Annotated in this window: 28 protein-coding genes; 14 read left to right on the forward strand and 14 right to left on the reverse strand. The window is 71.8% G+C overall.

What is annotated here, in order from left to right:
• Window positions 1-194: 194 nt before the first annotated feature.
• The 3 genes from dapF to miaA all read right to left on the reverse strand — a co-directional run bounded on the left by dapF (window position 195) and on the right by miaA (window position 2,668).
• Entirely contained in the window at window positions 195-1,067 is an 873-nt protein-coding gene (gene dapF, locus ACH4UK_RS34855) for a diaminopimelate epimerase (RefSeq protein WP_398362948.1), read from the reverse strand.
• A 102-nt stretch (window positions 1,068-1,169) separates the two neighbouring features.
• A complete protein-coding gene (locus ACH4UK_RS34860) occupies window positions 1,170-1,622 on the reverse strand; it encodes a hypothetical protein (protein ID WP_398362949.1) in 453 nt (150 codons plus the stop codon).
• A 107-nt stretch (window positions 1,623-1,729) separates the two neighbouring features.
• On the reverse strand, window positions 1,730-2,668 hold the full coding sequence (gene miaA, locus ACH4UK_RS34865; protein ID WP_398362950.1) for a tRNA (adenosine(37)-N6)-dimethylallyltransferase MiaA: 939 nt from the start codon (window positions 2,666-2,668) through the stop codon (window positions 1,730-1,732).
• A 202-nt stretch (window positions 2,669-2,870) separates the two neighbouring features.
• Here miaA and ACH4UK_RS34870 point away from each other — a divergent pair, with 202 nt between their 5' ends.
• On the forward strand, window positions 2,871-3,116 hold the full coding sequence (locus tag ACH4UK_RS34870) for an antitoxin (protein WP_030080154.1): 246 nt from the start codon (window positions 2,871-2,873) through the stop codon (window positions 3,114-3,116).
• 64 nt (window positions 3,117-3,180) lie between these two features.
• Here ACH4UK_RS34870 and ACH4UK_RS34875 read toward each other — a convergent pair whose 3' ends face one another.
• On the reverse strand, window positions 3,181-3,900 hold the full coding sequence (locus ACH4UK_RS34875; RefSeq protein WP_398362951.1) for a class III extradiol dioxygenase subunit B-like domain-containing protein: 720 nt from the start codon (window positions 3,898-3,900) through the stop codon (window positions 3,181-3,183).
• Between the two features lie 242 nt (window positions 3,901-4,142).
• Complete coding sequence (miaB, locus tag ACH4UK_RS34880; protein ID WP_398362953.1) at window positions 4,143-5,663, reverse strand: tRNA (N6-isopentenyl adenosine(37)-C2)-methylthiotransferase MiaB; 1,521 nt, start codon at window positions 5,661-5,663, stop codon at window positions 4,143-4,145.
• Between the two features lie 117 nt (window positions 5,664-5,780).
• Here miaB and ACH4UK_RS34885 point away from each other — a divergent pair, with 117 nt between their 5' ends.
• Window positions 5,781-6,782: a TAXI family TRAP transporter solute-binding subunit gene (locus tag ACH4UK_RS34885; RefSeq protein ID WP_398362955.1), complete on the forward strand. Its 1,002-nt coding sequence runs from the start codon at window positions 5,781-5,783 to the stop codon at window positions 6,780-6,782.
• Window positions 6,783-6,873: 91 nt separating this feature from the next.
• Here the strand turns inward: ACH4UK_RS34885 and ACH4UK_RS34890 are convergent, their stop codons facing one another.
• Both ACH4UK_RS34890 and ACH4UK_RS34895 read right to left on the reverse strand, forming a co-directional pair.
• Entirely contained in the window at window positions 6,874-8,271 is a 1,398-nt protein-coding gene (locus ACH4UK_RS34890) for a sensor histidine kinase (protein WP_398362957.1), read from the reverse strand.
• 20 nt (window positions 8,272-8,291) lie between these two features.
• Window positions 8,292-8,984: a response regulator transcription factor gene (locus tag ACH4UK_RS34895; protein ID WP_398362958.1), complete on the reverse strand. Its 693-nt coding sequence runs from the start codon at window positions 8,982-8,984 to the stop codon at window positions 8,292-8,294.
• A gap of 402 nt (window positions 8,985-9,386) precedes the next feature.
• Between ACH4UK_RS34895 and ACH4UK_RS34900 the strand changes: the two genes are divergently transcribed.
• The 9 genes from ACH4UK_RS34900 (at window position 9,387) to ACH4UK_RS34940 (ending at window position 16,845) form a co-directional block, all read left to right on the forward strand.
• On the forward strand, window positions 9,387-10,172 hold the full coding sequence (locus ACH4UK_RS34900; protein WP_398362960.1) for an amino acid ABC transporter ATP-binding protein: 786 nt from the start codon (window positions 9,387-9,389) through the stop codon (window positions 10,170-10,172).
• A gap of 32 nt (window positions 10,173-10,204) precedes the next feature.
• The gene (locus ACH4UK_RS34905) at window positions 10,205-11,128 is read left to right on the forward strand and encodes a glutamate ABC transporter substrate-binding protein (protein WP_398362962.1); all 924 of its coding nucleotides are present in this window, start codon (window positions 10,205-10,207) and stop codon (window positions 11,126-11,128) included.
• Window positions 11,129-11,313: 185 nt separating this feature from the next.
• The gene (locus ACH4UK_RS34910; protein WP_398362963.1) at window positions 11,314-11,961 is read left to right on the forward strand and encodes an amino acid ABC transporter permease; all 648 of its coding nucleotides are present in this window, start codon (window positions 11,314-11,316) and stop codon (window positions 11,959-11,961) included.
• Complete coding sequence (locus ACH4UK_RS34915; RefSeq protein WP_398362965.1) at window positions 11,958-12,899, forward strand: amino acid ABC transporter permease; 942 nt, start codon at window positions 11,958-11,960, stop codon at window positions 12,897-12,899. The genes ACH4UK_RS34910 and ACH4UK_RS34915 overlap by 4 nt, the downstream gene beginning before the upstream one ends.
• Before the next feature lie 166 nt (window positions 12,900-13,065).
• Window positions 13,066-14,769 carry an FAD-dependent monooxygenase gene (locus ACH4UK_RS34920; RefSeq protein ID WP_398362967.1) on the forward strand — a complete coding sequence of 568 codons (1,704 nt, stop codon included), beginning with the start codon at window positions 13,066-13,068 and terminating at the stop codon, window positions 14,767-14,769.
• A 32-nt stretch (window positions 14,770-14,801) separates the two neighbouring features.
• Entirely contained in the window at window positions 14,802-14,888 is an 87-nt protein-coding gene (locus ACH4UK_RS34925) for a putative leader peptide (RefSeq protein ID WP_311605579.1), read from the forward strand.
• Window positions 14,889-14,961: 73 nt separating this feature from the next.
• Window positions 14,962-15,543: a cysteine dioxygenase gene (locus ACH4UK_RS34930; RefSeq protein WP_398362969.1), complete on the forward strand. Its 582-nt coding sequence runs from the start codon at window positions 14,962-14,964 to the stop codon at window positions 15,541-15,543.
• Complete coding sequence (locus ACH4UK_RS34935; RefSeq protein WP_398362970.1) at window positions 15,540-15,983, forward strand: rhodanese-like domain-containing protein; 444 nt, start codon at window positions 15,540-15,542, stop codon at window positions 15,981-15,983. The genes ACH4UK_RS34930 and ACH4UK_RS34935 overlap by 4 nt, the downstream gene beginning before the upstream one ends.
• A gap of 214 nt (window positions 15,984-16,197) precedes the next feature.
• Window positions 16,198-16,845, forward strand: a complete 648-nt coding sequence (locus ACH4UK_RS34940; RefSeq protein ID WP_398362972.1) for a hypothetical protein — start codon at window positions 16,198-16,200, stop codon at window positions 16,843-16,845.
• 128 nt (window positions 16,846-16,973) lie between these two features.
• Here ACH4UK_RS34940 and recX read toward each other — a convergent pair whose 3' ends face one another.
• The gene (gene recX, locus ACH4UK_RS34945) at window positions 16,974-17,723 is read right to left on the reverse strand and encodes a recombination regulator RecX (RefSeq protein ID WP_398362974.1); all 750 of its coding nucleotides are present in this window, start codon (window positions 17,721-17,723) and stop codon (window positions 16,974-16,976) included.
• A 3-nt stretch (window positions 17,724-17,726) separates the two neighbouring features.
• A complete protein-coding gene (gene recA, locus ACH4UK_RS34950) occupies window positions 17,727-18,863 on the reverse strand; it encodes a recombinase RecA (RefSeq protein WP_398362976.1) in 1,137 nt (378 codons plus the stop codon).
• Window positions 18,864-19,145: 282 nt separating this feature from the next.
• Between recA and ACH4UK_RS34955 the strand changes: the two genes are divergently transcribed.
• Both ACH4UK_RS34955 and ACH4UK_RS34960 read left to right on the forward strand, forming a co-directional pair.
• Entirely contained in the window at window positions 19,146-19,475 is a 330-nt protein-coding gene (locus tag ACH4UK_RS34955) for a deoxyxylulose-5-phosphate synthase (protein ID WP_398362978.1), read from the forward strand.
• A 93-nt stretch (window positions 19,476-19,568) separates the two neighbouring features.
• On the forward strand, window positions 19,569-20,453 hold the full coding sequence (locus tag ACH4UK_RS34960) for an SDR family oxidoreductase (protein ID WP_398363022.1): 885 nt from the start codon (window positions 19,569-19,571) through the stop codon (window positions 20,451-20,453).
• Here ACH4UK_RS34960 and ACH4UK_RS34965 read toward each other — a convergent pair.
• Window positions 20,444-21,610 carry an AI-2E family transporter gene (locus ACH4UK_RS34965; protein WP_398363024.1) on the reverse strand — a complete coding sequence of 389 codons (1,167 nt, stop codon included), beginning with the start codon at window positions 21,608-21,610 and terminating at the stop codon, window positions 20,444-20,446. The two genes, ACH4UK_RS34960 and ACH4UK_RS34965, sit on opposite strands and share 10 nt — an antisense overlap.
• Window positions 21,611-21,871: 261 nt before the next feature.
• Window positions 21,872-22,066: a DUF3046 domain-containing protein gene (locus ACH4UK_RS34970; RefSeq protein ID WP_398362980.1), complete on the reverse strand. Its 195-nt coding sequence runs from the start codon at window positions 22,064-22,066 to the stop codon at window positions 21,872-21,874.
• Between the two features lie 79 nt (window positions 22,067-22,145).
• On the opposite strand from ACH4UK_RS34970, the gene ACH4UK_RS34975 reads away from it, so the two are divergent.
• Window positions 22,146-23,060, forward strand: coding sequence for a hypothetical protein (locus ACH4UK_RS34975; RefSeq protein ID WP_398362981.1), 915 nt, complete (start codon window positions 22,146-22,148; stop codon window positions 23,058-23,060).
• Window positions 23,061-23,098: 38 nt separating this feature from the next.
• On the opposite strand, the gene ACH4UK_RS34980 is transcribed toward ACH4UK_RS34975, so the two are convergent.
• From ACH4UK_RS34980 to ACH4UK_RS34990, 3 genes are all read right to left on the reverse strand, one after another.
• Window positions 23,099-23,404 carry an AzlD domain-containing protein gene (locus ACH4UK_RS34980; protein ID WP_398362983.1) on the reverse strand — a complete coding sequence of 102 codons (306 nt, stop codon included), beginning with the start codon at window positions 23,402-23,404 and terminating at the stop codon, window positions 23,099-23,101.
• The gene (locus ACH4UK_RS34985; RefSeq protein WP_398362985.1) at window positions 23,401-24,216 is read right to left on the reverse strand and encodes an AzlC family ABC transporter permease; all 816 of its coding nucleotides are present in this window, start codon (window positions 24,214-24,216) and stop codon (window positions 23,401-23,403) included. Before ACH4UK_RS34985 ends, ACH4UK_RS34980 begins: the two co-directional genes overlap by 4 nt.
• 76 nt (window positions 24,217-24,292) lie before the next feature.
• Window positions 24,293-25,141, reverse strand: a complete 849-nt coding sequence (locus ACH4UK_RS34990; RefSeq protein ID WP_398362986.1) for an AraC family transcriptional regulator — start codon at window positions 25,139-25,141, stop codon at window positions 24,293-24,295.
• Window position 25,142: the final 1 nt, after the last annotated feature.

Here is a 25,142-nt window from a genome sequence, read left to right on the forward strand (position 1 = left end):
CGACGTCGACCGGCGCTGGGGAGGAGCGGATGCCCTTCGGGGCCGGTGCTTGATGCTATCGACCCCACCACGTGGCGCAGTCCAGCTCTCGCCCAGCGTGAAACGGATCACCCATTCGAGCGAAGCTCGAGCCGATCACCGTTTCGAGCGAAACCGGCCGATGGCCGCTTCGCACACCCCTCGACGGCCGGTTCTCAGCCGGTCACGGTGTCGAGCCAGGCCGGGTCGATGACGCCCTCGGCGACGATCACGGCGGGGCCGGTCATGTCGATCGTGCCGTCGGGATGTTCGGTGATGACGAGAGTGCCGCCGGGGAGATCCACCCGGTACGTGACGGGGAGGCCGGTCCCGGCGGGGTCGGCGCCGTCCCGGCGGGCGGCGGCGACGGCGACCGCGCAGGCGCCGGTGCCGCAGGAGCGGGTCTCGCCGGAGCCGCGCTCGTGGACGCGCATGCCGACGTGGCGCGGGCCCCGGTCGACGACGAATTCGACGTTGACGCCCTCGGGGTAGACGGCCTCGGGTCGGACGGGCGGGGCGGTGAGCAGGTCGCCCGCATGGTCCAGGTCGTCGACGAAGGCGACCGCGTGCGGGTTGCCCATATTGACGTTGCGGGCGGGCCAGCTGCGGTCGCCGACGCTGACCGTGACGCTCTCCTCGGGCAGCAGGGCGCGTCCCATGGAGACCGTGATGTCGCCGTTCTTGGCCAGGTGGACGCGCTTGGGGCCGCCCCGGGTGGCGACGGTGAGGTCGCCCTCCTCGACGAGCCCGGCGCGCTGGAGGTAGTGCGCGAAGACGCGGACGCCGTTGCCGCACATCTCGGCGATCGAGCCGTCCGCGTTGCGGTAGTCCATGAACCACTCGGCCGCGTCCGCCAGGTCCCGCGCCTCGGGGTGGGCGGCGGACCGCACGACGTGCAGGAGGCCGTCCCCGCCGATGCCGGCCCGGCGGTCGCAGAGCCGGGCCACGACGGCCGCGGGCAGCGTGAGGGCGTTGTCCGGGTCCGGGACGATCACGAAGTCGTTCTCGGTGCCGTGACCCTTGAGGAAGGCGATCTGGGAGGTGCTCACACGCCAACTGTACGAGGCGGCGCCGACAACCCGCACGATCGGACCGGAGGTCCGGGGTCCGCGGGCGGCGCCACCGGTTTCCGGCGTCCGGGCGCGAGGCCGTCAGCGCAGTCGGGCCACGCGCCAGACGGCGAGGGCGACCAGGGCGACGCCGGTCGCGGCGTACAGCGCGATCACCCGCCAGTCGGGGCGGTCGCCCGAGCCGCGGGAGGGCAGTCCCGGCCAGGTGTGGCCGACGCGGCGGGCCGCCATCATGCCCCAGCCGGCCGCGCAGCAGCTGATCAGGAGCCCCAGCATGGCGACGATGGCTCCACCGTCACCGAACTCGAAGGCGAGGGGGAAGGCGAACATCAGCGAACCGACCGCGGCCAGCACGACGATGGGCGCGAGCTGCCAGATCCGCAGCTTGCGGGTGGGCCGCAGCTCGACCTCGACCTCGGGGGTCACGTCCTGCTCGTCGGGCCCGTCCGGGCTCAGCCGTCCCGCGGTCTCCCGCGGTGACGGCACGTCGTGCTCCGTGTCGCGCTGCTCCGTGTTGCGAGGGCCGGCCTCCATCGCCACGCGCCCTCCCAACTCGGACTCCACTGGTGGATCGATGCTCGATGATGGCACGATCACGGGTGCCGAATTGACGGGCGGAGCTTCCCGATGCCATCACGTGATCAGGCTGTGACCGCCCGTTCGACCAACGTCAGCGCCCGGTGCGGGAGTTCCGCCCGGTCACGGTGTCCGCCGCCGAGCCACACGACACGCGGGTCGCGGCGGAACCACGAGTCCTGGCGGCGGGCGAAGCGCTTGGTGGCGCGCACGGTCTCGGCCCGCGCGGCCTCCTCGGTGCACTCCCCCGCCAGCGCCGCGAGGATCTGCTGGTAGCCGAGGGCCCGCGAGGCGGTGAGGCCCTCGCGCAGCCCGGACGCCTCCAGGGCGCGCACCTCCTCCAGGAGCCCCGCCTCCCACATCCGGTCGACGCGCAGGGCGATGCGCTCGTCCAGTTCGGGGCGGTCCACGTCGACGCCGATCTGCACGGCGTCGTAGACGGGCTCGTCGCCGGGGAGGTTGGCGGTGAAGGGCTTGCCGGTGATCTCGATGACTTCGAGGGCACGGACGATGCGGCGGCCGTTGGTCGCCAGGATGGACCGGGCGGCGTCCGGGTCGGCGGCGGCGAGCCGTGCGTGCAGGGCGCCCGAGCCGCGCTCGGCCAGCTCCGCTTCGAGGCGGGCGCGCACCTCGGGATCCGTACCGGGGAACTCCAGGGCGTCGATGGCGCCCTTCACGTACAGCCCGGAGCCGCCGACCAGGACGGGCGTGCGCCCTTCGGCGAGCAGCCGGTCGATCTCCAGGCGGGCCAGCCGCTGGTACTCGGCGACGCTGGCGGCCTCGGTGACGTCCCAGATGTCCAGCAGTCGGTGCGGCACGCCGTCGCGCTCGGGGAACGTCAGTTTCGCGGTGCCGATGTCCATCCCCCGGTAGAGCTGCATGGAGTCGGCGTTGATCACCTCGCCGTCGAGCCGCTGGGCGAGAAAGACCCCCAGATCCGATTTTCCGGCTGCGGTGGGGCCTACGACGGTGATGACGCGGGGGGCGGGAGCGGGAGGGGTCACCGGGACAGTCTCCCAAATATCCGGGGCCCTCCCGCACACGCCGACTGTCGTGGGAGACGCGTTCCGGGCACGGAGGGCGACGTCAAGGATGCGCTCGGAAACGCTATAGGGCGAGTAAAAACGGCAGGAACGGACAGGTGACGGACAATGGGGGCGGGAGAACGCTCCCGCGAACAGTCCTCACTGCACGGAAGGTGACCCAATGGGGTTCCTGGACAACCTGAAGGCCAAGCTGGGACCGGCCAAGGACAAGGTCGGCGACCTCGCGCAGCAGCACGGGGGCAAGATCGAGCAGGGCCTCGACAAGGCCGCGCGCACGGTCGACCAGAAGACCAAGGGCAAGTACAGCGACAAGATCGATTCGGGTACGCGCAAGGCCAAGGAGGCCGTGGACAAGTTGGGCCAGAAGGACGGGGGCACCCCTCCTCCGCCGCCGCCCGCTTCCTGACGCGGCGGTCGTGCCCCGGCGGCGGGTGCGGAGGCCGCGTGCCCCGCACCCGTCGCCGGTCTGTTCAGGACCAGGCGGCGACGGTGTAGCCCACTCCGTACGGGGCGTCCTCGTACAGCAGCCGTCCGGCCAGACGGCTGCCCCGCGCCGCGCCGCCGAGCAGCTGCCAGGGGGCCCGCCCGGCCACCTTGAGCTCGTGGGCGAGCGTGGCGTCGAGCGCCGCGAGGGCGTCGAGGTCCGCCGAGCCGAGCGCCTCGGTGGCCCGTACGTCGAAGGCGGCGGCCCGCTCGTCGAGATAGCCGGGTGCCTTGAGGGTGCGGCAGGCGCTGCCGTCGCCCATCACCAGGAGCGCGACGCGCTCGGCCCGTCGGGCCAGGGCACGTCCGGCCTCCGCGCACTCCTCGGCGGCTTCCCTCTCCGCCACCGCGAGCCCTTCCACGGGGGCGCCCGCCCAGTGGGCCCGGCCCAGCAGCCAGGCGCCCACCGTGAGGGACTGCGGCAGCGGCCGGTCCGGGGCGGCGGCGTCCGGGGGCGCGTCGCCGAGCCTCACGTCGAGGTCCACGCCGACGCCCCGGAAGGTGCCGTGCGCACCCGCCGGGTAGGGCCCGGCGGACCGGTCGTCGCCCGGCCCCACGACGACGAGCAGGTCCGGGCGCGAGGCGGCGAGCACGCCCACGGCGTCGAGGCACGCGTCACGCGCGGCTTCGAGTTCGGGGGCGGCCCCGGCGGCGACCTCGGGCACCAGGAGCGGCGGGCAGGGGCACACGGCGGCGGCGACAAGCATGCCGGTCAGCGTACTGGCCGGGAGCCGGGGCCGACGGCGTGGGCAGGAGCCGTGAGCGGGGCCGGTCGGCCGCGAGGAGGCGTGCGGCCGGGAAGCCCCGTGCAGGCGGCGGCCCGCCGGTCGCTCCGGAGCCACCAGCGGCACCGGAGCCGTCAGCCGATGCCGAGCCGCCGACCGCACCGGAGCCTCGAGTCACACCGGAGCCGCCGGCCGCGCTCGAGCAGCCGGCCGATGCCGAGCCGTCAGCCGATGCCGCAAGCCGGGGCCGCGACTGCCGGGAGGGGGTCCGGGGCGCCGATGCCGGGGAGGCCGAGCATCACTCCGGCGGGCTTGGCGGCGGCCTCGGTGGTGCGCTTCTCCCAGGCGTCGCCCGCGCGGGTGGAGCGCACGGCGAGCGGCGTGCCCTCGGCGAGCAGGTGGTGCGGGGCGGCGTAGGTGATCTCGACGGTCACCACGTCGCCGGGGCGCACGTCCTGGGCGGGCTTGGTGAAGTGGACCAGGCGGTTGTCGGCGGCGCGACCGGAGAGGCGGTGCGTGGCGCCGTCCTTGCGGCCCTCGCCCTCGGCGACCATGACGTCCAGGGTGCGGCCGACCTGCTTCTTGTTCTCGTCCCAGGAGATCTGCTCCTGGAGGGCGGACAGGCGCATGTACCGCTCCTGGACGACCTCCTTGGGGATCTGGCCGTCCATGTCGGCCGCCGGGGTCCCCGGACGCTTGGAGTACTGGAAGGTGAAGGCGTTGGCGAACCGTGCCTCGCGGACGGCGTGCATCGTCTGCTCGAAGTCCTCCTCGGTCTCGCCGGGGAAGCCCACGATGATGTCGGTGGAGATGGCGGCGTCCGGCATCGCGGCGCGCACCTTCTCGATGATCCCCAGGAAGCGCTCCTGGCGGTAGGAGCGGCGCATCGCCTTCAGGATGCTGTCCGATCCGGACTGCATCGGCATGTGCAGCTGCGGCATCACGTTCGGCGTCTCGGCCATGGCGGCGATGACGTCGTCGGTGAAGTCCCGGGGATGCGGCGAGGTGAAGCGGACGCGCTCCAGACCCTCGATGGCCCCGCAGGCACGCAGCAGCTTGGAGAAGGCCTCGCGGTCGCCGATGTCGGAGCCGTACGCGTTCACGTTCTGGCCGAGCAGGGTGATCTCGGAGACCCCCTCGGCGACCAGGGCCTCGATCTCGGCGAGGATGTCGCCGGTGCGGCGGTCCTTCTCTTTGCCGCGCAGCGCCGGGACGATGCAGAAGGTGCACGTGTTGTTGCAGCCGACCGAGATGGAGACCCAGGCGGCGTAGGCCGACTCGCGGCGGGTGGGGAGGGTGGAGGGGAAGGCCTCCAGGGATTCGGCGATCTCGATCTGCGCCTCTTCCTGGATGCGGGCGCGCTCCAGGAGGACCGGCAGCTTGCCGATGTTGTGGGTGCCGAAGACGACGTCGACCCAGGGGGCCCGCTTGACGATGGTGTCGCGGTCCTTCTGCGCGAGACAGCCGCCGACGGCGATCTGCATCCCGGGGCGCTTGGTCTTCATGGGCGCGAGGCGGCCGAGGTTCCCGTACAGCTTGTTGTCGGCGTTCTCCCGCACCGCGCAGGTGTTGAAGACGACGACGTCGGCGTCGCCGTCGGAGCCTTCGGGCGCCCGGACGTAACCGGCGCCCTCCAGGAGACCCGACAGCCGTTCGGAGTCGTGGACGTTCATCTGGCACCCGTAGGTGCGCACCTCGTAGCTCTTCTGGACGTCCACTGCTTCGCTCCGGTTGCCGCTGCTCATGGGACAAGGGTAGGCGGTTGCCGGGCGGCCCCCTCCCGTCCCCTTCCCGGGCGCTGTGGGCCGGGCCTCACGGGGAGACCTGGCCAGGGAGGCGGGTGAGCTGGCAGGATCGCGCGCATGTTCCACGCTCTGTCCCGATTCGGCCGCCGACGCACCCTGCAGACGGGCGCCGTCCTCGCGGTCGTGCTCGGGCTGCTCGCGTGGTGGCTGCAGCCCCAGAGGGACGCGGGGGACCCGAGCGGGTCCCTCACCTTCTCCACCGGCGTGCCCAGCGGCGTCTACCAGCGGTACGGGGAGCGGCTCGAGGGCGCGCTCGCCAAGGACATGCCGGAGGTGTCCATACGGCTGCGGACCAGTGAGGGATCGCAGCAGAACCTCGCCCGGGTGGCGACGGGCGAGGCGGACTTCACCATCGCCACCGCCGACGCCGTGGCCACCTATCTGCGCGACGGCCGGCCGGGGGCCCAGCGGCTGCGGGGCTGCGTCCGGCTGTACGACGACTACGTGCAGGTGGTCGTCCCGCGCGACTCCGACGTCCGCAAGGTCTCCGACCTGCGGGGCAAGCGGGTGGGCGTCGGCCAGGAGGGCTCCGGGGTGCGGCTGGTCGCGGACCGGCTGCTGGCGGCGGCAGGGCTCGATCCGGCCGACGACATCACGCCGGTGCCGGTGGGCATCGACACCATGCCCGTACGGCTGACGCAGGGCCGGCTCGACGCCTTCTTCTGGTCGGGCGGGCTGCCGACCGCCGCGGTGCAGGAGCTGTCGCAGCGCTTCGACATCCGGTTGGTGCCGCTGGAGGCCGCCCTGGTCGCGAATCTGCAGGCGGCGACGGGCCCCACCCGCTTCTACCGGTCGGCCATGATGCCCGCCGACGCCTATCCACAGGCCCAGCAGGGTCAGTCGGTTCCCACGGTCGCCGTCTCCAACCTGCTCGTCACGACCGACCGTACGGACGCGGCGATGACCGAGGCTTTCACCCGGACGGTGATCAACAGCCGGGACCGGATCGGCCGCGAGGTGCACGCGGCGCAGCTGGTGGATCTGCGGACGGCGATCTACACGGATCCGCTGGACGTGCACGACGGGGCGAAGGACTACTACCGCTCGGTGAAGCCGTGAGCCGGTGAGCCGGAACCCCCGGTGAGGCCGTGAGGGGTCGCTCCTCCTGAGCCCCCGGCGGCCCCGGCGCGGCCCCCGGCGGCCCCTGGGCTCAGCCGCCGCCCGGCAGGTCGCGGGGCACCGAGACGGTCACCCGCAGACCGTTCGGCTCGTGGTGTTCGTACGCGATCGAGCCGCCGCCCGCCGCGAGCAGCACCCGGGAGATGGAGAGGCCCAGGCCCGAGCCGCTGACGTTCTGGTGGCGGGTGCTGCGCCAGAAGCGGTCCCCGACCCGCGCCAGCTCCGCTTCGGTGAGGCCGGGGCCCCGGTCGGCGACCACGACGGTCGCCATGGCGGCTCCGGCGGCGACGGTGACCTGGACGTCCTGACCGGCGGGGGTGAACTTCAGGGCGTTGTCGATCACCGCGTCCAGGGCGCTGGAGAGCGCGATGGGGTCGGCCCAGGCGGTGGCCGCCAGGGCCCCGTCCAGGGTGAGGCCCACGCCTTCCCGCTCCGCCATCGGTCGCCAGGAGGCGACCCGCTCGGCGGTGAGCGGGACGATGTCGATCAGCTGGAGGTCCGCCTCGGCGTGCTCGGCCAGCGCGAGGTCAAGGAGGTCGTCGAGGACCCGGGCCAGCCGCTTGCCCTCGGTGCGCACGGCGGCGATCTCCTCGCTGCCCTCGGGCAGCTCCAGGGCGAGGAGCTCGATGCGCAGCAGCAGGGCGGCGAGCGGGTTGCGCAGCTGGTGCGAGGCGTCGGCGACGAAGGCGCGCTGCTGCTCCAGCACGTCCTCGACGTTGTCCGCCATCTCGTTGAAGGAGCGCGCCAGACGTCTGAGCTCCGGCGGCCCGGCGGAGGCGGCGACCCGGGAGCGCATCCGGCCGCCGGCGATGTCGTGGGTGGCCGCGTCCAGGGTCCGTACGGGCAGCAGGACCCAGCCGGTGAGCCGGACGGCCGCACCGACGGCCACCAGCATGGCCAGCGCCTCGCCGAGGCCGATGAACAGCCACCTGCGCAGGATCCGGGACCGCATCTCCCCGGTGGGCGAGTCGATGACGACCACGGCGACCACGTCGCCGTCGCGCACGACGGGCGAGGCGACGACGACCCGGCCGTCGCGCCAGGGCCAGACCTGCGGCGGGTCGTGCGAGCGGCGGCCCAGCAGCGCCTCGTTGAAGGCCGTGCGCCCCTCCCCCTCGGCGGGCAGGCTCCAGAAGCCGGGGGCCTTGGCCAGGGCCCGGTCGTCCCGGAAGAAGACGCCGGCGCGGATGTCGTACACCGAGGCGTAGACCTCCAGGTCGGTCTGGAGGGTGCGGCGGCGCTCCTCGCTCTCCGGGGAGGTGTCGGTGATGGCCTGCGCCAGGGCCGCGAACCGTGCGGTGTCGTCGATCCGGTCGATCACCAGGCGCTGCTGTTCGGCCGCCGCCACGCTGACCGCGAGCGGAAAGCCGAGGGTGAGCAGGACGGCGGCCATCAGGACGATGAGCAGCGGGAGCAGACGGGAGCGCACCGGGGAAACGTACCCGTCGGTTACGCGGACGGCGCGACGAGCCGGTAGCCGACGCCCCGCACGGTCTCGATCAGGGCGGGCAGCCGCAGCTTGGAGCGCAGGGAGGCGACGTGGACCTCCAGGGTGCGCCCGGTCCCCTCCCAGCTGGTGCGCCAGACCTCGCTGATGATCTGTTCCCGGCGGAAGACGACGCCGGGGCGCTGGGCGAGGAGGGCCAGCAGGTCGAACTCCTTGCGGGTGAGCTGGACTTCCTCGCCGCCGACGCTGACCCGGCGGGTCGGCAGCTCGATGGCGACCGGGCCCAGGCGCAGGGCGGCGGCGGGGGTCGGCGCGGTGTCCTCACCGCTGGTGGTGCGCCGGGCGACCGCGTGGATACGGGCGAGCAGCTCGCCGGTGTCGTACGGCTTGGTGACGTAGTCGTCGGCGCCGAGGTTGAGTCCGTGGATGCGCGAGCGCACGTCGGCGCGGGCGGTGACCATGATCACGGGGGTCGCGGTGCGTTTGCGGATCTTCCCGCAGACCTCGTAGCCGTCCTGGTCGGGCAGGCCGAGGTCGAGGAGGATCACCCCGAAGGGCTCCTTCTCGGCGGGCAGCAGCGCACGCAGGGCCTCCTCGCCGTTGCGGGCGTGCACGACCTGGAATCCGTGCCGGGCGAGCACGGCGGACAGGGCCGCCGCGACATGGTCGTCGTCCTCGACGAGCAGCAGTCTCATGGCCCTCCTCTCCGTGTCTCCCAGGGCCCTGAGGCCCTCGGGTCGTTCGCGTCGCCGCCTCGCAGGCATCACCGTCGCACGGCGTCACCGGGTGAAGCCCGACATTAACCCGCGCTTCATCCACGGGATCCCCGTCGAGGCTGCCCGTTCGCCGGCGCTTCACGTCTTCCTCGCTCAAGGCATCCACGCCGATGAGCGGCCCACCAGTCAAGACCCTGCCGGTTACAGCAGGGTTTCCGTTATGCACCCGGTACGCCCCGGGGATGCGCGAGGCGTCCCGTTCACACGGAGTGTCCGGTTGCCGCCGGATCGTTATGCTCAATTTCCGCTCAGATGTAATGACGTTGGTCGCACTGCGTCATTAGGGTCCTGGTCAACCGAGGAGGACGGAGCAAGAAGCCGATGAGCGGAGTTTCAGTGACCAAGGACGCCGAGGGTGCCGCGCCTGCGGCGAACGACCTGGTCGTACTGAGCAACGTCAACAAGCACTTCGGCGCGCTGCATGTGCTCCAGGACATCGACCTGACCATCGCCCGTGGCGAGGTCGTGGTCGTCATCGGGCCTTCCGGGTCCGGCAAGTCCACGCTGTGCCGCACGATCAATCGCTTGGAGACGATCGATTCGGGAGCGATCTCGATCGACGGCAACCCCCTGCCCCAGGAGGGCAAGGAGCTGGCGAGGCTGCGTGCCGACGTGGGCATGGTCTTCCAGTCGTTCAATCTCTTCGCACACAAGACGGTGCTGGAGAACGTCATGCTGGGCCAGATCAAGGTCCGCAAGGCCGACAAGAAGGCGGCGGAGGAGAAGGCCCGGACCCTGCTCGACCGGGTGGGCGTCGGCGTACAGGCCGACAAGTACCCGGCGCAGCTCTCCGGCGGCCAGCAGCAACGCGTCGCGATCGCACGGGCCTTGGCCATGGACCCGAAGGTCATGCTCTTCGACGAGCCCACGTCGGCGCTCGACCCGGAGATGATCAACGAGGTCCTGGAGGTCATGCAGCAACTGGCCCGGGACGGGATGACGATGATCGTCGTCACCCACGAGATGGGCTTCGCCCGTTCCGCCGCCAACCGCGTCGTGTTCATGGCCGACGGGAAGATCGTCGAAGAGGCGACGCCCGACCAGTTCTTCAGCAATCCGCGCAGCGACCGGGCCAAGGACTTCCTGTCGAAGATCCTTCACCACTGACGACAACGACCTACGACCTAAGGATTGTTCACATGAAGCTCCGTAAGTCCGCCGCCGTCGCGGCCATCGCCGTCCTCGCCCTGACCGCGACCGCGTGTGGCGGCAAGGAGGGCTCCGCCGGTGACAAACCGGGCGGCACGAAGCCCGGTTCCTCCGAGGCCCCCGAGCTGCCCACGTACACCGTGGCCAAGGACGTCACCCTGGACTCCCCGGTCTTCAAGAAGGCCAAGGAGCGCGGCAAGCTGATCATCGGCGCCAAGGCCGACCAGCCGTACCTGGGCTTCGAGGACCAGTCGACCAAGGAGCGCTCCGGCTTCGACATCGAGGTCGCGAGAATGGTCGCGGCGGACCTCGGCTTCACGGAGAAGCAGATCGAGTGGAAGACCGTCGACTCCGGTGTCCGTGAGACGGCCATCTCCAAGGGCCAGGTCGACTACTACGTCGGCACCTACACGATCAACGACGAGCGCAAGAAGCAGGTCGGCTTCGCCGGGCCGTACTACAAGGCCGGCGCGGCCCTCCTGGTGCGCAAGGACGACAAGTCGATCACCGGCAAGGAGTCGGTGAAGGGCAAGAAGGTCTGCTCGATCGTCGGCTCCACGCCGCTCCAGGAGATCAAGAAGCCCGAGTACGGCGCGAGCGTCGTCGAGCTGGCGAAGTACTCCGACTGCGTGCAGCAGCTGCTGACCAAGCAGATCGACGCCGTCACCACGGACGACTCGATCCTCAAGGGCTACGCGGCCGCCAACTCCGGCAAGCTCCACGTCGTCGGCGAGCCGTTCACCGAGGAGCCCTACGGCGTCGGCCTGGACAAGGGCGACAAGGTGCTCCGCGAGGCCATCAGCAAGTCGCTGGAGGAGCGCGTCAAGGACGGCACGTACAAGAAGATCTACGAGGCCACGCTGGGCCTGTCGGGTTCGGCGTACGTCGACCCGCCGGCCATCGAGCGCTACTGACGCAGCCTGCCGTCGGACGGCCGGCTCACGCCCGCCGTCCGCCGGCCGACGCACTCCGTCACCGACGCCCCGCGTGACCCAGGCGTCCCGTACGCCGCCGCTGTCCCGGAGTCCTCGGGTACGGCGGCCGTACGGGGCGCCCCTTCCCCTGCCCTGATGCCGCTGACCGCCGACGCGGAGACCTCATGAACGTACTGCTCGACAATTTTCCAGAGTTCCGCGACGGCTTCATAGGAACCGTGTCGATCACCGCCATCAGCTCGGTTATCGCCCTGGTCCTCGGTGTCGTCATCGCCGGATTCCGCGTCTCGCCGGTGCCGCCGCTGCGGTACTTCGGCACCGCCTGGGTGACGCTCATGCGCAACACCCCTCTGACGCTGCTCTTCCTGATCTTCTTCTTCGTCGTGCCCGAGATCCTCTTCCCGGGGATGAGCCCGTTCGTGCTCGGCTCGCTGGCGCTCGGTTTCTACACCTCCTCCTTCGTGTGCGAAGCCGTCCGCTCCGGCATCAACACCGTGCCGCTGGGACAGGCCGAGGCCGCGCGCTCGATCGGCATGACGTTCGCGCAGACGCTCCAGATCGTGGTGCTCCCCCAGGCGACCCGGACCGTGATCCCGCCGCTGAGCAGCATCATCATCGCGCTGACCAAGAACTCCGCGATCGCCGGCGCCTTCAGCGTCGCCGAGCTGTTCGGCTGGCAGAAGCTGATGAGCGACAAGGGCTACGACATCGTCCCCGTCTTCATCTGGGTGGCCCTCGGCTATCTGGTCGTCACCTTTACCATCAGCGGCCTCTTCCGGCTGCTGGAGCGTCGCATGGAGGTCGCCCGATGAGCGCCAGCGTTCTCTACGACGCCCCGGGTCCCAAGGCCGTCGTCCGCAACCGGATCTACGCCGTCGTCGGCACGCTCGCCATCGCGGCGCTGATCGCCGTCAGCATCGTGCGGCTCGCCGACAAGGGGCACCTCGCCCCCGAGATGTGGGACATCTTCAACTACACGGGGATCCGGCAGAACATCGCCGACGCCCTGGTCGCCACGCTCAAGGCGTTCGGGCTGGCCGCGATCGGCTCGCTCGTCCTCGGTGTGCTCCTGGTGGTGGGCCGGCTCTCCGACCACAAGCCGGTGCGCTGGGCGGCGACCACCTTCATCGAGTTGTTCCGCTCGCTCCCGCTCCTGATCACCATCTACGCCATCTGGGTCGGCTTCCTCACCGACTACTCGATGTGGGCGCTGGCGGCGGGCCTGTCCGTCTACAACGGCTGCGTCCAGGCCGAGGTGCTGCGGGCCGGCATCAACTCGGTGCCCAAGGGACAGAGCGAAGCGGCGTACGCGCTCGGCATGAGCAAGACGCAGGTCATGGTCAGCGTCCTGATGCCGCAGGCCGTCCGGTCCATGCTGCCGACGATCATCGGTCAGCTCGTGGTGACCCTCAAGGACACCTCGCTCGGGTTCATCATCCTGTACCCGGAGCTGCTGCAGACCGCGCGTCTGATCGCCTCCAACACCCAGGTGAACGGCCAGTACCCGTACGTCTCGACGATCGCCGTCATCGGCACGATCTACATCACCATGTGCCTGCTGCTCTCGGCACTGGCGACGTGGATCGAGAAGCGCGGCCGCCGCGCCAAGACCGGCATCAAGGTGGCGCCCGGCGCCCCGGCCGCCGGCATCCCCACGGTGGAGGCCATGACGGCCCCCGACGCGGGGGGCGCAGGGGGCGCGGGCTCGACGGCCGACGGTGCCGGTGGGGCCGGGGTGACGAAGGACTGACCTCCCCGGGACGTTCCCGGCAGGAGCATTCGAGGCAGCGGCGCACGCGTCGCTGCCTCGGTCACTTGACGCAAGCACCACCAGTGGGTTGCATACGTTCTGTGATCACGCACCCGGCTTCCCCAGCCACGCTCCGCATGACCGTACGGGCCGGAGGGTACGCGCCGTGGACCCGGTGATCGTCGTCGGCGCCGGGCCCGTCGGCCTGACGCTGTCACTGGCCCTCGCCGCCCAGGGCGTCCCCTCGGTGGTCCTCGACGAGGGCCCCGGCGCGGAGGAGCCCCGTCCCGCCCGCACGGTCGTGCTGCGCGAGGACACCGCCGACCTGGTGGGCCGCCTGGGCTGCCGGGAGCTGGACCGCGTCGGTCTTCGCTGGGCGGGCTGGCGCTCGATGCGCCGGAAGCAGCTGGTCCGGAACGTCCCGCTGGGCGAGGGCCGGACGGATGAGGACGGGGCCCCGCTCCCCGGGCTGCTTCCCGCGCCGCTCCATCTTCCGCAGCACGCTCTGAGCGCTGCCCTGCGGGCGGCGGTGGACCGGGCGCCGCTGATCCAGCTGGTGCCGGTGAGCCGGATCGACACGCTGGAGCAGGACCCCGACGGCATCACCGTGCACACCAGGGGGCCGGGATCGACCTGGTGGCGCGGGAGTTATCTGGTCGGCTGCGACGGCGCCCGGTCGACCGTGCGCAAGCTGCTGGACATCAGATTCCCCGGCCGTACGGCGGTGGAGCGGCACGCCGTCGCCGCCCTCCGGGCCGAACTGCCCTGGCCCGACCAGGCCGTCCTGCACCGGCAGCCCCCCTGGCGGACCGGCGGGGCCGAGGTCTCCGCCCGGCCGCTGCCGGACGGCGTCTGGCGGCTGGACTGGCTCCTGCCGGCGGGCGGTGAGCTGGTCACCCCCGAAGCCCTGATCGCCCGTATCCGGGACACCTTGGCCGGCTGGTGCGGCGAGACCCCGGCGTACGAACTGCTGGACACCGGCGTCCACACGCTCCACCACCGGCTCGCCCGGCGCTGGCGCAAGCAGCGCTCCTTCCTGGCGGGGGACGCGGCGCACCTGCTGGGCGCGCTGGGCACGCAGGGGCTCGACGAGGGCCTCCGGGACGCCGAGAACCTCGCCTGGAAGCTGGCCCACGCCTGGCACCACGGCCCCGCCGACCGGCTGCTCGACAGCTACCAGGCCGAGCGCCGGGCAGCGGTGGCCGCCCGGCTGCGCGCCGCCGACCAGTCGCTGCCGATACTGCGCGGCGGAGGCGGCCTGCGGACCCTGGTCCCGGGCTCCGCACGCGGACACGACACCCTGCTCTCCGACGGTCATCTGGGCTGCGGAGCACTCGGTGCGCCGCCCTCGTACTCGCACTCCCCCCTTGCACCGCCACACGCGGAGGCGCACACCGCGGTCGGTACGCCCCCCGGTGCGCCGGTAGCCGATGTGACGGTGACCGCGCCGGACGGAACGACGGCGCGGCTGCGGGAGCGGCTCGGGCAGGGTCATCCGCTGGTGGTCCTGGTCGCGCCGGGGACCGGCGTCTGGGACCGGCGGCACTGGCAGACCGCGGGCGTGATGCCCCGCCTCACCGAGGCCGTGGCGGCGCTCCCCGGTACGACGGAGCTGCTGGTCACCGAGAGCTACCCGGGGGCCTCGGCCCATACCGTCCTGCTGGTCAGGCCGGACGGGCATCTGGTGGCGGCCTTCGGCGGCGTACGGCCCGCGGAGCTGTTCACCGCGGCACGGGCCGCGCTGGGCGGTGCGCCCGGCGGTGAGCGGGAGCCCGTGGAGCCGACGGAGCGCGGGGGCGAGCAGGGCGCGGGGCGCGAGCAGCGGCCCCGGGCCCGGGTCCACGCCGACGGGACCGCCGGGATCAATTGACCGCCACGGGCGCACATGGTGTACTCCAGATCATGACCGACACCGATGTGCGCCTGTGGCGGAGGGTCCATATGGACCTCGTCCGTTACGCGGGCTGCGTGTGTCGCCCGTCCTGCTGAATCGCCTCCCTCTGCCGGTCCGTGCCGCTTTCCGCACGGCCGGAGCCCCGCGCGAACTCTCAGGACGGTCCTCGTGTCTTTCCCTCACTCCGCCGTGCCCACGGCTGCTTCCGTTCCCTCCCCCGCCGCCCCCGTGGCCGGGGTCTCCGCTCCGTCCTCCGCCGCGCCGACGGTCGCGGAGCTGCTGGACTTCGTCCGCCGTACGGCCCGGGACGAGGCGCTCATCGCCTCGCTCCCCCTCGATCCGGAGGGCCGCACCTGGATCCGGCTCGACGGTCCGGGCGGCAGCGAGGCCTGGCTGATCGGCTGGCCGCCGGGCACCGGCACGGGCTGGCACGACCACGCCGACTCGTTCGGCGCGTTCACCACGGCGGCCGGCGCCCTCAAGGAGCACTCGCTGGCCGTGCGGCTGCCCACCGACGGCTGGCGGACGCTGGAGCTGACGGAGGGGGTGGACCGGTCGAGAGAGTTGACGACCGGTCAGGGCAGGGCCTTCGGGCAGCACCACGTCCATGAGGTCCTCAACGAGTCCGAGGGCGTGCACGCCGTCTCCGTCCACGCCTACTACCCGCCTCTGCCGCGGATCCGCCGGTTCAGCCGCACCGGCCCGGTGCTCCGGCTGGAGCAGACCGAGAGCCCGGAGGACTGGCAGTGAGCGAGGACCCGAGCAGGAACCGGAGCGAGGCCGTGACGGACGACCCGCCGCCCGTGGGCATCGACGAACTGCTGGAGCGGGTCAGGTCCGGCTACGACCGGATCGGCCCGCTCGAGGCTGCCGCGGCGGCGGAGTCCGGGGCCCTGTTGGTGGACATCCGGTACGCGGCGCTCCGCGACCGGGACGGGCTGATCCCGGGCGCGCTGGTCGTCGAACGCAACGAGCTGGAATGGCGGCTCGACCCCCGAGGCAGCCACCGCGCCGCCGAGGCGGTCGGCCATGACCTCCACGTCGTGGTCATCTGCAACGAGGGATACGCCTCCAGCCTCGCGGTCGCCTCGCTGCGACAGCTGGGACTGCACCGGGCCACCGACCTGATCGGCGGCTTCCAGGCGTGGCGCGCCGCGGGACTCCCGGTCGCCTCTGCGTCCGAGGCATGAGGCCTTGAGGCCTTGAGGCTTTGATGCCTGCCGCGGCCTGAGGCCGGTGACCTGACGTCGGGTGTCAGGTCACCGGCCCCCCATGATCTCGACGTCCAGCCGTTCTCCGACGCCTGCCCACACACCCGAACGCCACGTTCCACTAGAGCAATCGCCGTGCGTGACCGACATTCGCCTCACACAGAGGACCGAAATGTACGGAGATGACGCATTCATGGTGATCGCTGTCCTCACCCCCGAACAGCTCGACGGCCAGGCCTCGCGACTGCACGACACCCAGGCGTGGCAGCAGATCGTCACCGGCTGGGAGCACACCACCCCCGAGCCCGCGCTCACCCCGGCGACACCGAGGGAGCCCGCGCTCGCACGGCCCTCTCCCGCAGAGCCTTCCGACTGGCGGGATCTGCTGTCCGTGCCCGTGGACCGACTGGTCGACGACACCCTGCGGTCACTGCCCGCGGCATCCCCGCACGAGCGTCCCCTGCCCGGTCGGCTGGGTGCGATGCTGCCCGACCGCGTCCACCTGTGGCGGCGGGTCGGGCAGGGCGACCTGCGGCCCTCGACCCACCTCGGTTACGCACGGCAGATCCTGGTCGAGTGGGGCTGGCAGAACACTCCGTACCGGCTGCGGAACATCCGGGGCGCACGCTGCCTCTGCGGCGCCCTGATCTCCGCACACCGCCTCGGCTACGGCTCCCTCGACACCGTGGACCGGGCCGGCGCCTGGTTGATCACGGAGCTGCGCGCGCAGGGGTGGCCGGGGCTGATCGGCCCCTGGAACCGCCATCCCGGCCGCACCGCAACGGACGCCCTGGCCCTCGTCGACGCCACGATCCGCCGCGCGTCCCTGGCCGGACAGTGACAGGGACCGGGGCCATCGGACCCTGACCTCCGGGCGCTGACCGCCGCTCCCCCGGCCGCTCCACAAGACGCCGGACCACACCGGGCAGCAGATGCCGGAGCCCTCGACTCACCGGGCTCGTCCCGACTTCAGAAAGGCTCGTCCAGGCCCTCCGTGTCCTCGCCCTCCTCCTCCAACGCCTGACGCACCACCCGCAGGGCCATGCCCTCCCCGTATCCCTTGCGTGCGAGCATCCCCGCCAGACGGCGCAGCCGCTTGTCGCGGTCCAGGCCCCGCGTGGAGCGGAGTTTGCGCGCCACGAGCTCGCGTGCCGTCTCCTCCTCCTGATCCGTGTCGAGCTGCCCGACCGCCTCGTCGATCACGGCGGAGTCCACGCCCTTCGTCCGCAGCTCCCGGACGAGGGCGCGGCGCGCCAGCCCCCGGCCGTGGTGCCGGGACTCCACCCATGCCCCGGCGAACGCCGCGTCGTCGATCAGCCCGACGTCCTCGAAACGTGCGAGCACTTCCTCCGCGGCCTCGTCGGGGATCTCCCGCTTGCGCAGGGCGTCCGCGAGCTGCTTGCGCGTTCGCGGCGTCCCGGTGAGCAGGCGCAGGCAGATGTTGCGCGCCTGCTCGACCGGGTCACGCGGCTCCCCCGCCCCGGCCCTCGACGAGGAGGGGGAGCCGCTGCTTCTGCCGGAGCGGGCACGGCGGCCCGCCCCTTCGCCGAATCCGCTCCCGCCGTCCGCCCGGCCGCGTGAGCGGCGCCCGGACCGCGTCCCGGCCTCCGCCCCCGGCTCGGAGGCGGACGAGTCGGCGGGTCCGTAGCCGGATTCAGGTCCGGGTTCGAAGCCGCCGGGCTCGGCAGGGCCGTCCGACCATTCCGTACGACGCGTCACGGTCTAGCTCTTGGCCGCCGCGGTCTTGGCCGGCTTGGCCTTGGCGGCCGCAGTGGTCGCCGGCTTCGCCGCCCCGTCGGCCGCAGGCGCCGCAGCCGCTGTCGCCCCGGCGTCCGCGGCAGGCTCGCCCACTTCGGCGTCCGGACGGACTCCGACGCCCAGCTTCTCGAGGATCTTCCGCTCGATCTCGTTGGCGAGGTCGGGGTTGTCCTTGAGGAAGTTGCGGGCGTTCTCCTTGCCCTGGCCGAGCTGGTCGCCCTCGTACGTGTACCAGGCGCCGGCCTTGCGGACGAAGCCGTGGTCCACGCCCATGTCGATCAGGCCGCCCTCGCGGCTGATGCCCTGGCCGTAGAGGATGTCGAACTCCGCCTGCTTGAACGGCGGCGCGACCTTGTTCTTGACGACCTTGACGCGGGTGCGGTTGCCGACCGCGTCGGTCCCGTCCTTCAGCGTCTCGATACGCCGGATGTCCAGGCGCACCGAGGCGTAGAACTTCAGCGCCCGGCCACCGGTGGTGGTCTCCGGGGAGCCGAACATCACGCCGATCTTCTCGCGCAGCTGGTTGATGAAGATCGCGGTGGTCTTGGACTGGTTGAGCGCACTGGTGATCTTGCGGAGCGCCTGGCTCATCAGACGGGCCTGCAGACCGACGTGGGAGTCGCCCATCTCGCCCTCGATCTCGGCGCGGGGCACCAGGGCCGCCACGGAGTCGATGACGATCAGGTCCAGGGCGCCGGAGCGCACCAGCATGTCGACGATCTCCAGCGCCTGCTCACCGTTGTCCGGCTGGGACAGGATGAGGTTGTCGATGTCGACGCCGAGCTTCTTCGCGTACTCCGGGTCCAGCGCGTGCTCGGCGTCGATGAACGCCACCGAGCCGCCGAGCTTCTGCGCGTTCGCCACGGCGTGCAGCGTCAGCGTCGTCTTGCCGGAGGACTCCGGCCCGTACACCTCCACCACACGGCCACGCGGCAGACCGCCGACGCCGAGCGCCACATCCAGCGCGGTCGATCCCGTGGGGATGACCTCGATGGGCTCGTTCGGCCGCTCACCGAGGCGCATCACCGCGCCCTTGCCGAACTGTCGTTCAATCTGTGCGAGTGCGGCGTCCAACGCCTTCTCGCGGTCGGTTCCTGCCATGGGTTCCACCCGATTTGCTTGAGTCGATCGCTTCACGTCACAGACGCTAACCCCTGCCACTGACAATGGGCCTCGACGTCCTCCCGGCCTGTGGACAACTCCACAGTCGGGCCCGGAAAAACCCGGCCGGAATTCCATCAGAATGGATGTTCGATTTTGGTGTCAAGCGCACCACGCGGTCCCGTACGGGGGACATCGGTCCGCCGCGACCCGCCTGCGGCCCACACGCCTCCCGGTCGGAAACCGCTGGCCGGCCCACGGCGCGATCCCTAGGATCGGCGCATGCCCCCTGCCAAGACCTCGTACGTCTGCCTGCCGTGCCGGAGCTCGTACAAGCAGCCCTACGGCCCCACGAGGCCGCGGGCCTGTCCGCGCTGCGCGGAGCCGATGATTCACGCGGGGTCGGCGTTCGCCGCGCCTCGCCGACGGGACGTCTCGGCATGGCGGACCCTCGCCGTACTGCTGAACGCCGGCGTCGGCTTCCACAAGAGCTGCTGCGGCGGCCCCGGGTACCGGCCCCGCACCCTCCGGGAGGTGCGCGAGCGGATGATCTACGCCCAGCGCAGCGGCGAATCGACCGCCAAGGCCCTCACGCGATACGACATTCCCTGATACATCGCCCTATATTCGGTCGGTATGGGAGTGATGACGCAGCCCGGAGCGCCCGACGGCGAGCAGACTGCCGGACCTGATCTGGCCGGCCGGGTGGCCCTCGTCGCCGGAGGCACCCGCGGGGCCGGCCGGGGGATCGCCGTCCAGCTAGGCGCCGCCGGGGCGACCGTGTACGTGACCGGTCGCACGAGCGGGTCCGAGCGCTCCGAGATGGACCGGCCCGAAACGATCGAGGAGACCGCCGCCCTGGTCGACGCGGCGGGCGGACGGGGCATCGCCGTCCAGGTCGACCATCTGGTTCCCGACCGGGTCAGCGCGCTCGTGGCCCGCATCGCGAGCGAGCAGGGGGCCCTGCACGTCCTGGTGAACGACATCTGGGGCGCCGAGATCGAGTGGGACAAGCCGGTGTGGGAGTCGTCGCTCGACACCGGGCTGCACACGCTGCGGCTGGCCGTCGACACCCATGCCATCACCAGTCACTTCGCGCTGCCCCTGCTGATCGAGACACCGGGCGGCCTGGTCGTCGAGATGACCGACGGAACGGACGAGTACAACGCGTCCAACTACCGGGTCTCGTTCTTCTACGACCTGGCCAAGGCCGCGGTGAACCGGATGGCCTTCGCCCTCGGCCATGAACTCGCACCGCACCGGGCGACGGCCGTGGCGCTCACCCCGGGCTGGCTCCGGTCCGAGGCCATGCTCCAGGCCCATGGGGTCACCGAGGCCACCTGGTCCGACGCCGTCGCCCACGCGCCCCACTTCGCGATCTCCGAGTCCCCCGCGTACGTCGGCCGGGCCGTGGCCGCCCTCGCCGGCGACCCCGAGGTGGCCCGTTGGAACGGCAGGTCGCTCTCCAGCGGGCAGCTCGCCCAGGTGTACGGCTTCACCGATGTGGACGGGAGCCGGCCCGACGCCTGGCGGTATCTGACCGAGGTCCAGGACCCGGGCCTGCCGGCCGATGTGACGGGCTACCGCTGAAGCGACCCGTCCGATGTGCCCTCCGCCTCCCCGGGGCCGGCGGCGCGGGGCCCGTTCACCAGGCGCCGTATCCGTGACGGCAGCGGCCTCCTGGGCGCGCGGCTGCTTCCCCCGTGCACGCGCGGGTCGTCGGTGACGTCGTACCGCTTCACATAGGCGCCGAGGAACGCCTGGAGCGTGGCGACGGCGGGGATGGCCACCAGCGCGCCGACCGCGCCGAGCAGGGCCGTGCCGGCGATGACCGACCCGAACGCGACCGCGGGGTGGATGTCGACGGTCTTCGCGGTCAGCTTGGGCTGGAGCACATAGTTCTCGAACTGTTGGTAGATCACGACGAAGCCGAGCACCCACACCGCGTACCAGGGGTCGACCGTGAAGGCGATCAGCATGGGCAGGGCGCCCGCGAGATAGGTGCCGATGGTGGGGATGAACTGCGAGACGAGTCCGACCCAGACCGCCAGTGCCGGGGCGTAGGGCACCCCGAGGATCACCAGCAGGATGTAGTGCGCGGCGCCGGAGATCAACGCCATCAGGCCGCGCGAGTAGATGTACCCGCCGGTCTTGTCGACCGCGATCTCCCAGGCGCGCAGCACCTCGGTCTGCCGGGCCGGCGGCAGGACGGAGCACAGGGCGCGGCGCAGCCGGGGGCCGTCGGCCGCGAAGTAGAAGGAGAACAGGAAGATCGTCAGCAGCCGGAACAGTCCGCCGAGGACCGTGGTGGAGACGTCGAGCACTCCGGTGGCGCTGTTCTGGACGTACTTCTGCAGCCAGTCGGAGTGCAGCAGGCTGTCCTGGACCTCGACCCGGGAGAGTTCGGTGCGGAAGGTCTGGTTGACCCAGTTGATCACCGAGTCGATGTACTTGGGGAACTCGTCGACCATGTCGACGATCTGGCCCGCGAGCATCGATCCCAGCAGCACCACGAATCCGATGCCGAAGATCATCAGGCCGAGGAAGACGAGGAACGTGGCCAGCCCGCGGCGGATGCCGCGGCGCGCCATCCGGTCGACCGCGGGTTCGATGGCGAGCGCGAGGAAGAACGCGATCAGCACGTTCGTCAGCAACCCGATGAGCTGGTCGAACGCCCAGCTGCTGAGCTGGAAGCAGGCGTAGAGCGCCAGGGCCAGCACCATCGCGCGCGGCAGCCAGCCGGGCATGCGGAGCCCGCCGGCGCCGGACGGCGGCACGGGAGGTGCGACCGGCGGGGCGGGCGGGGAGGCGGACGGCTGGACCGGGACGGTCTCGTCTGTCGATGACACGGGACAAGTCTGGCTTATGCCGATGACCGCCGGTCCCCCGCCCCGAGCCGACGGTTCCGGATCCGCTCCGGCCCGGATCGGGCTCCGGCGGGGTTCAGCCCCCTGCCCTCCGGACCTCGCGAGGGGTTCCGTGCCCCTCCGCCTGGACGGGCACGGGGTTCAGCGCTTGTCCCTCGGGACGTCCATGGCCACGCAGACGCCGCGCCAGATGTCCTTGGCGTCCCAGCCCGCGTCCAGGGCCTGGTGCACCGTGCGGCCGCCGAGTTCGGCCATCACATGGTCACGGGCGAAGGAGTCCGCGTACGTCGCACCGAAGTGGTCGGCCATCCGCTCCCAGAAAATCGTCAACCGCATGCCACCAGTATCCCGCTCCTGAGAGTGCAGCCGGTCCGCAGGTCATGTGCGGGCCGCCTTTCCCCTCTACGGTCGGTCCATGGCTGGAACCGGAGCAAACACCCTCGCCCGCGCCGAGCAGTTCATCTGGCTCACGGCCCGTGTCCTGGAACAGCGGAGGTTCGCCCATGACTTCCTGGGCGGAGATCCCGACGTCGTCGAGACGGCCCTGAACGCCTATCTGAACGAGGACGGCGGCTACGGTCACGCGCTGGAGCCCGATCTCCGGGGTCCGGTCAGCCAACCGCTGCACACCGCCCACGCGCTGAGCGTTCTTGATTCGATCGGCCGCTGCGACGGACAGCGTGTTGAACGGATCTGCCGCTATCTGACCGATGTATCGACCAAGGAAGGCGCGTTACCCGCTCTGCTTCCCACACAGCGCGGCTATCCCGCGGCGCCGTTCATCCCGATCGTGGACGACCCGCCGGCGGAGCTGCTCGCGACCGGCCCGGTCGTCGGTCTGCTGCACGGCAATCAGGTGTGGCACGCCTGGCTGTTCCGGGCGACGGACTTCTGCTGGAGTGCCGTCGAGGCGCTGGAGCAGTCCCATCCCTACGAGGTCGAGGCCGCCGTCGCCTTCCTGGACGGTGCCCCGGACCGGGCCCGCGCCGAGGCGGTCGCCGACCGGCTCGGCCGTCTGGTGCGCGAACAGCGGCTGGTGGTGCTCGATCCCTCCCGGCGGGCGGAGTACCCGGTGGCGACGGGCTACGCACCGGGCGAGCACCACTTCCCGCACGACTACGCCCGTACGCCCGGGTCCCTGGCCCGCCGCTGGTTCACGGACGAGGAGCTGGAGCGCTCGCTCGACCATCTCGCCGCCGAGCAGCGGGACGACGGCGGCTGGCCCGTGACCTGGCGCCAGTGGGCCCCGGGAACCGCGCTGGAAGGACGGCCCCTGGTGACGCTCCGGGCTCTGGGGACGCTCCGTTCCTACGGTCGCCCGCTCGGCTGACCGCGGGTCTTCCCGGCTTCCTTCCAGGCGCCCGGCTCTCAGGCCAGCGCGCGTACGCACGCCGTGACGAGGACACCCCCGCCGACGACGACCAGGAAGGGGGCACGCAGGGCCAGGGCGAGCGCAGCGGCCCCGAGACCGGCGGCACGCGCGTCGAGGACGAGTTGCTGGCCGTCGCCGAAGGTCTGCTGCGCGGTGAGAGCCGCCAGCAGCGCCACCGGCAGCAGGGCGGACATCCGCTGGACGAGCGGTCGCTCCAGCATGCCCGCGGGCACCAGCAGGCCCAGGAGTTTGGCCAGGTAGCAGCCCGCCACGGTCAGTCCGATGGCAATCCAGACGTTCATGAGTGCCGCTCCCCCTTCTTCGGCCGGGTCGCCACGCCGTCCTTGGTGTCCGGTCCCCGCTTCGCCCGTCCCATGAGGAAGAGAACGACGGGCGCCGCGAGCGCCGACAGCAGGACGGGGACGCCCGCCGGCAGAACGGGCAGCAGCGTCAGGGCCAGCAGGACGGCCAGCCCCGCCGTGAGGCGTTCGGTGGTGCTCTTGAGCATCGGCGCGAGCAGCGCGAGGAACACCGCGGGACTAGCCGCGTCCAGGCCCCACGCATCGGTGTCGCCCAGCGCCTCGGCGCCCAGGACGCCCACCAGGGTGGTGAGGTTCCACAGCCCGTACAGGGTGGCTCCGGTGACGGTGAAGCCGATGCGCGCGGCCCGCCGGGTGGGCTGGGACAGGGCGACCGCGGTCGTCTCGTCGATGACCCAGTGGGCGGCGAAGGGCCGTACCGCGCGCGGCAGAGCGAGCAGTTGCGAGAGCCGCAGCCCGTAGAACGCGTTCCGGACGCCGAGGAAGAACGCCCCGGCCGCCGCGGTGTAGGGGTTGCCACCCGCGGCCAGCGCCCCGACCAGGGCGAACTGCGAGGCGCCGGTGAAGACGAGCAGACTCAGGGCGCAGGTCTGCAGCAGGGTGAGGCCGGAGCCGGCGGAGGTGACGCCGAAGGCGAAGCCGGAGAGCCCTACGGCGATGCCGACGCCGAGCGCGTCGCGGACGACGGCCGCGTCCGGCTTGGCGGGTCGAGCCTGGGTCGCCGTACCGGGCGGCCCGGCGGCTGGGGCACCGGTCGCGCCGGTGCTCTCTGGGGATGCTGTCTGTTCTGGCACGCCCCGTACGCTACGCGGATCGTTCGGGCCCGGTCTTGTACGTTCTTGCACCCTTACCCGTCTGTTCCTGCACCCCTCACCGGCCGGGCCGGAGCACTCCACGCTCGCGCTGATATGCGCCGGGCGGCACACCCACGATCCGGGTGAAGTGCCGGTTGAGGTGCGGCTGGTCCGTGAAGCCGACGGCGGTCGCGGCCTCGGCGGGGGTGACACCGGCGTCGAGCATGCGGCGGGCCCTGCGCACCCGGGCGTCGGTGAGCCAGGTGTGCGGCGGCATGTCGTACGCCTTCTTGAAGGCCCGCAGCAGCGCGAACGATCCGGTGCCCAGCTCCGCGGCGAGCATCTCCAGCGTCGGAGGGGCGGCCATGCGGTCCTCCAGCACCGCGCGGGCGCGCACGGCGTTGCGCGTACTCCCGGCGTTCGCGGTCAGGCCGGGCAGCGGGCTGCCGTGGCGGCTGAGCAACCGGGCGACGAGGATCCGCAGCAGGCTGTCCGCCGCCAGTGCGTTGCCCTCCTCCGCGGCCCGGTGCACCTCCGTGATCAGCCGGGAGGCGTGGGGGTCGGTCACCCGGGTCTCGGCGAAGCCGACCGTGCCGCGCAGGGACGTCACCTCGGCCGCGATGTCGTTGACGACCCGGGACGACGGGTAGAGCGTGGCGTACGCCCAGCCCTCGGGCGCCCCGGAGCGGGCGGTGTGCGGCACCTCCGGGTTGATCATGACGACGGTTCCGGGGACCGCGTGGACCGTGCCGCCCGGCAGCCCCACGTCCTCCACCCCGCCGGTGACCGCTCCGAAGACGTAGCCCTCGTGGCTGTGCCGGGGGAAGGTGTGGCGGACGTACCGGGCGCGCAGCAGGTCGAGGTCGGGCAGCGCGGCGTACTGCCAGTGCCGCGCCCATTCCTCGCTGCCGCCCGCTCCCGCCATG

It is taken from the genome of Streptomyces sp. NPDC020884 (genome assembly GCF_044333935.1).
Classification (GTDB): Bacteria; Actinomycetota; Actinomycetes; order Streptomycetales; family Streptomycetaceae; genus Streptomyces.

Coding starts and splice junctions, on each gene's coding strand:
- ACH4UK_RS34860 (WP_398362949.1), bottom strand. CDS start 1,622: ATGGAGGCCGGCCCTCGCAACACGGAGCAGCGCGACACGGAGCACGAC.
- ACH4UK_RS34870 (WP_030080154.1), top strand. CDS start 2,871: ATGGGGTTCCTGGACAACCTGAAGGCCAAGCTGGGACCGGCCAAGGAC.
- ACH4UK_RS34875 (WP_398362951.1), bottom strand. CDS start 3,900: ATGCTTGTCGCCGCCGCCGTGTGCCCCTGCCCGCCGCTCCTGGTGCCC.
- miaB (WP_398362953.1), bottom strand. CDS start 5,663: ATGAGCAGCGGCAACCGGAGCGAAGCAGTGGACGTCCAGAAGAGCTAC.
- ACH4UK_RS34885 (WP_398362955.1), top strand. CDS start 5,781: ATGTTCCACGCTCTGTCCCGATTCGGCCGCCGACGCACCCTGCAGACG.
- ACH4UK_RS34895 (WP_398362958.1), bottom strand. CDS start 8,984: ATGAGACTGCTGCTCGTCGAGGACGACGACCATGTCGCGGCGGCCCTG.
- ACH4UK_RS34900 (WP_398362960.1), top strand. CDS start 9,387: ATGAGCGGAGTTTCAGTGACCAAGGACGCCGAGGGTGCCGCGCCTGCG.
- ACH4UK_RS34905 (WP_398362962.1), top strand. CDS start 10,205: ATGAAGCTCCGTAAGTCCGCCGCCGTCGCGGCCATCGCCGTCCTCGCC.
- ACH4UK_RS34910 (WP_398362963.1), top strand. CDS start 11,314: ATGAACGTACTGCTCGACAATTTTCCAGAGTTCCGCGACGGCTTCATA.
- ACH4UK_RS34915 (WP_398362965.1), top strand. CDS start 11,958: ATGAGCGCCAGCGTTCTCTACGACGCCCCGGGTCCCAAGGCCGTCGTC.
- ACH4UK_RS34925 (WP_311605579.1), top strand. CDS start 14,802: ATGACCGACACCGATGTGCGCCTGTGGCGGAGGGTCCATATGGACCTC.
- ACH4UK_RS34940 (WP_398362972.1), top strand. CDS start 16,198: ATGGTGATCGCTGTCCTCACCCCCGAACAGCTCGACGGCCAGGCCTCG.
- recA (WP_398362976.1), bottom strand. CDS start 18,863: ATGGCAGGAACCGACCGCGAGAAGGCGTTGGACGCCGCACTCGCACAG.
- ACH4UK_RS34955 (WP_398362978.1), top strand. CDS start 19,146: ATGCCCCCTGCCAAGACCTCGTACGTCTGCCTGCCGTGCCGGAGCTCG.
- ACH4UK_RS34965 (WP_398363024.1), bottom strand. CDS start 21,610: ATGCCCGGCTGGCTGCCGCGCGCGATGGTGCTGGCCCTGGCGCTCTAC.
- ACH4UK_RS34970 (WP_398362980.1), bottom strand. CDS start 22,066: ATGCGGTTGACGATTTTCTGGGAGCGGATGGCCGACCACTTCGGTGCG.
- ACH4UK_RS34975 (WP_398362981.1), top strand. CDS start 22,146: ATGGCTGGAACCGGAGCAAACACCCTCGCCCGCGCCGAGCAGTTCATC.
- ACH4UK_RS34980 (WP_398362983.1), bottom strand. CDS start 23,404: ATGAACGTCTGGATTGCCATCGGACTGACCGTGGCGGGCTGCTACCTG.
- ACH4UK_RS34990 (WP_398362986.1), bottom strand. CDS start 25,141: ATGGCGGGAGCGGGCGGCAGCGAGGAATGGGCGCGGCACTGGCAGTAC.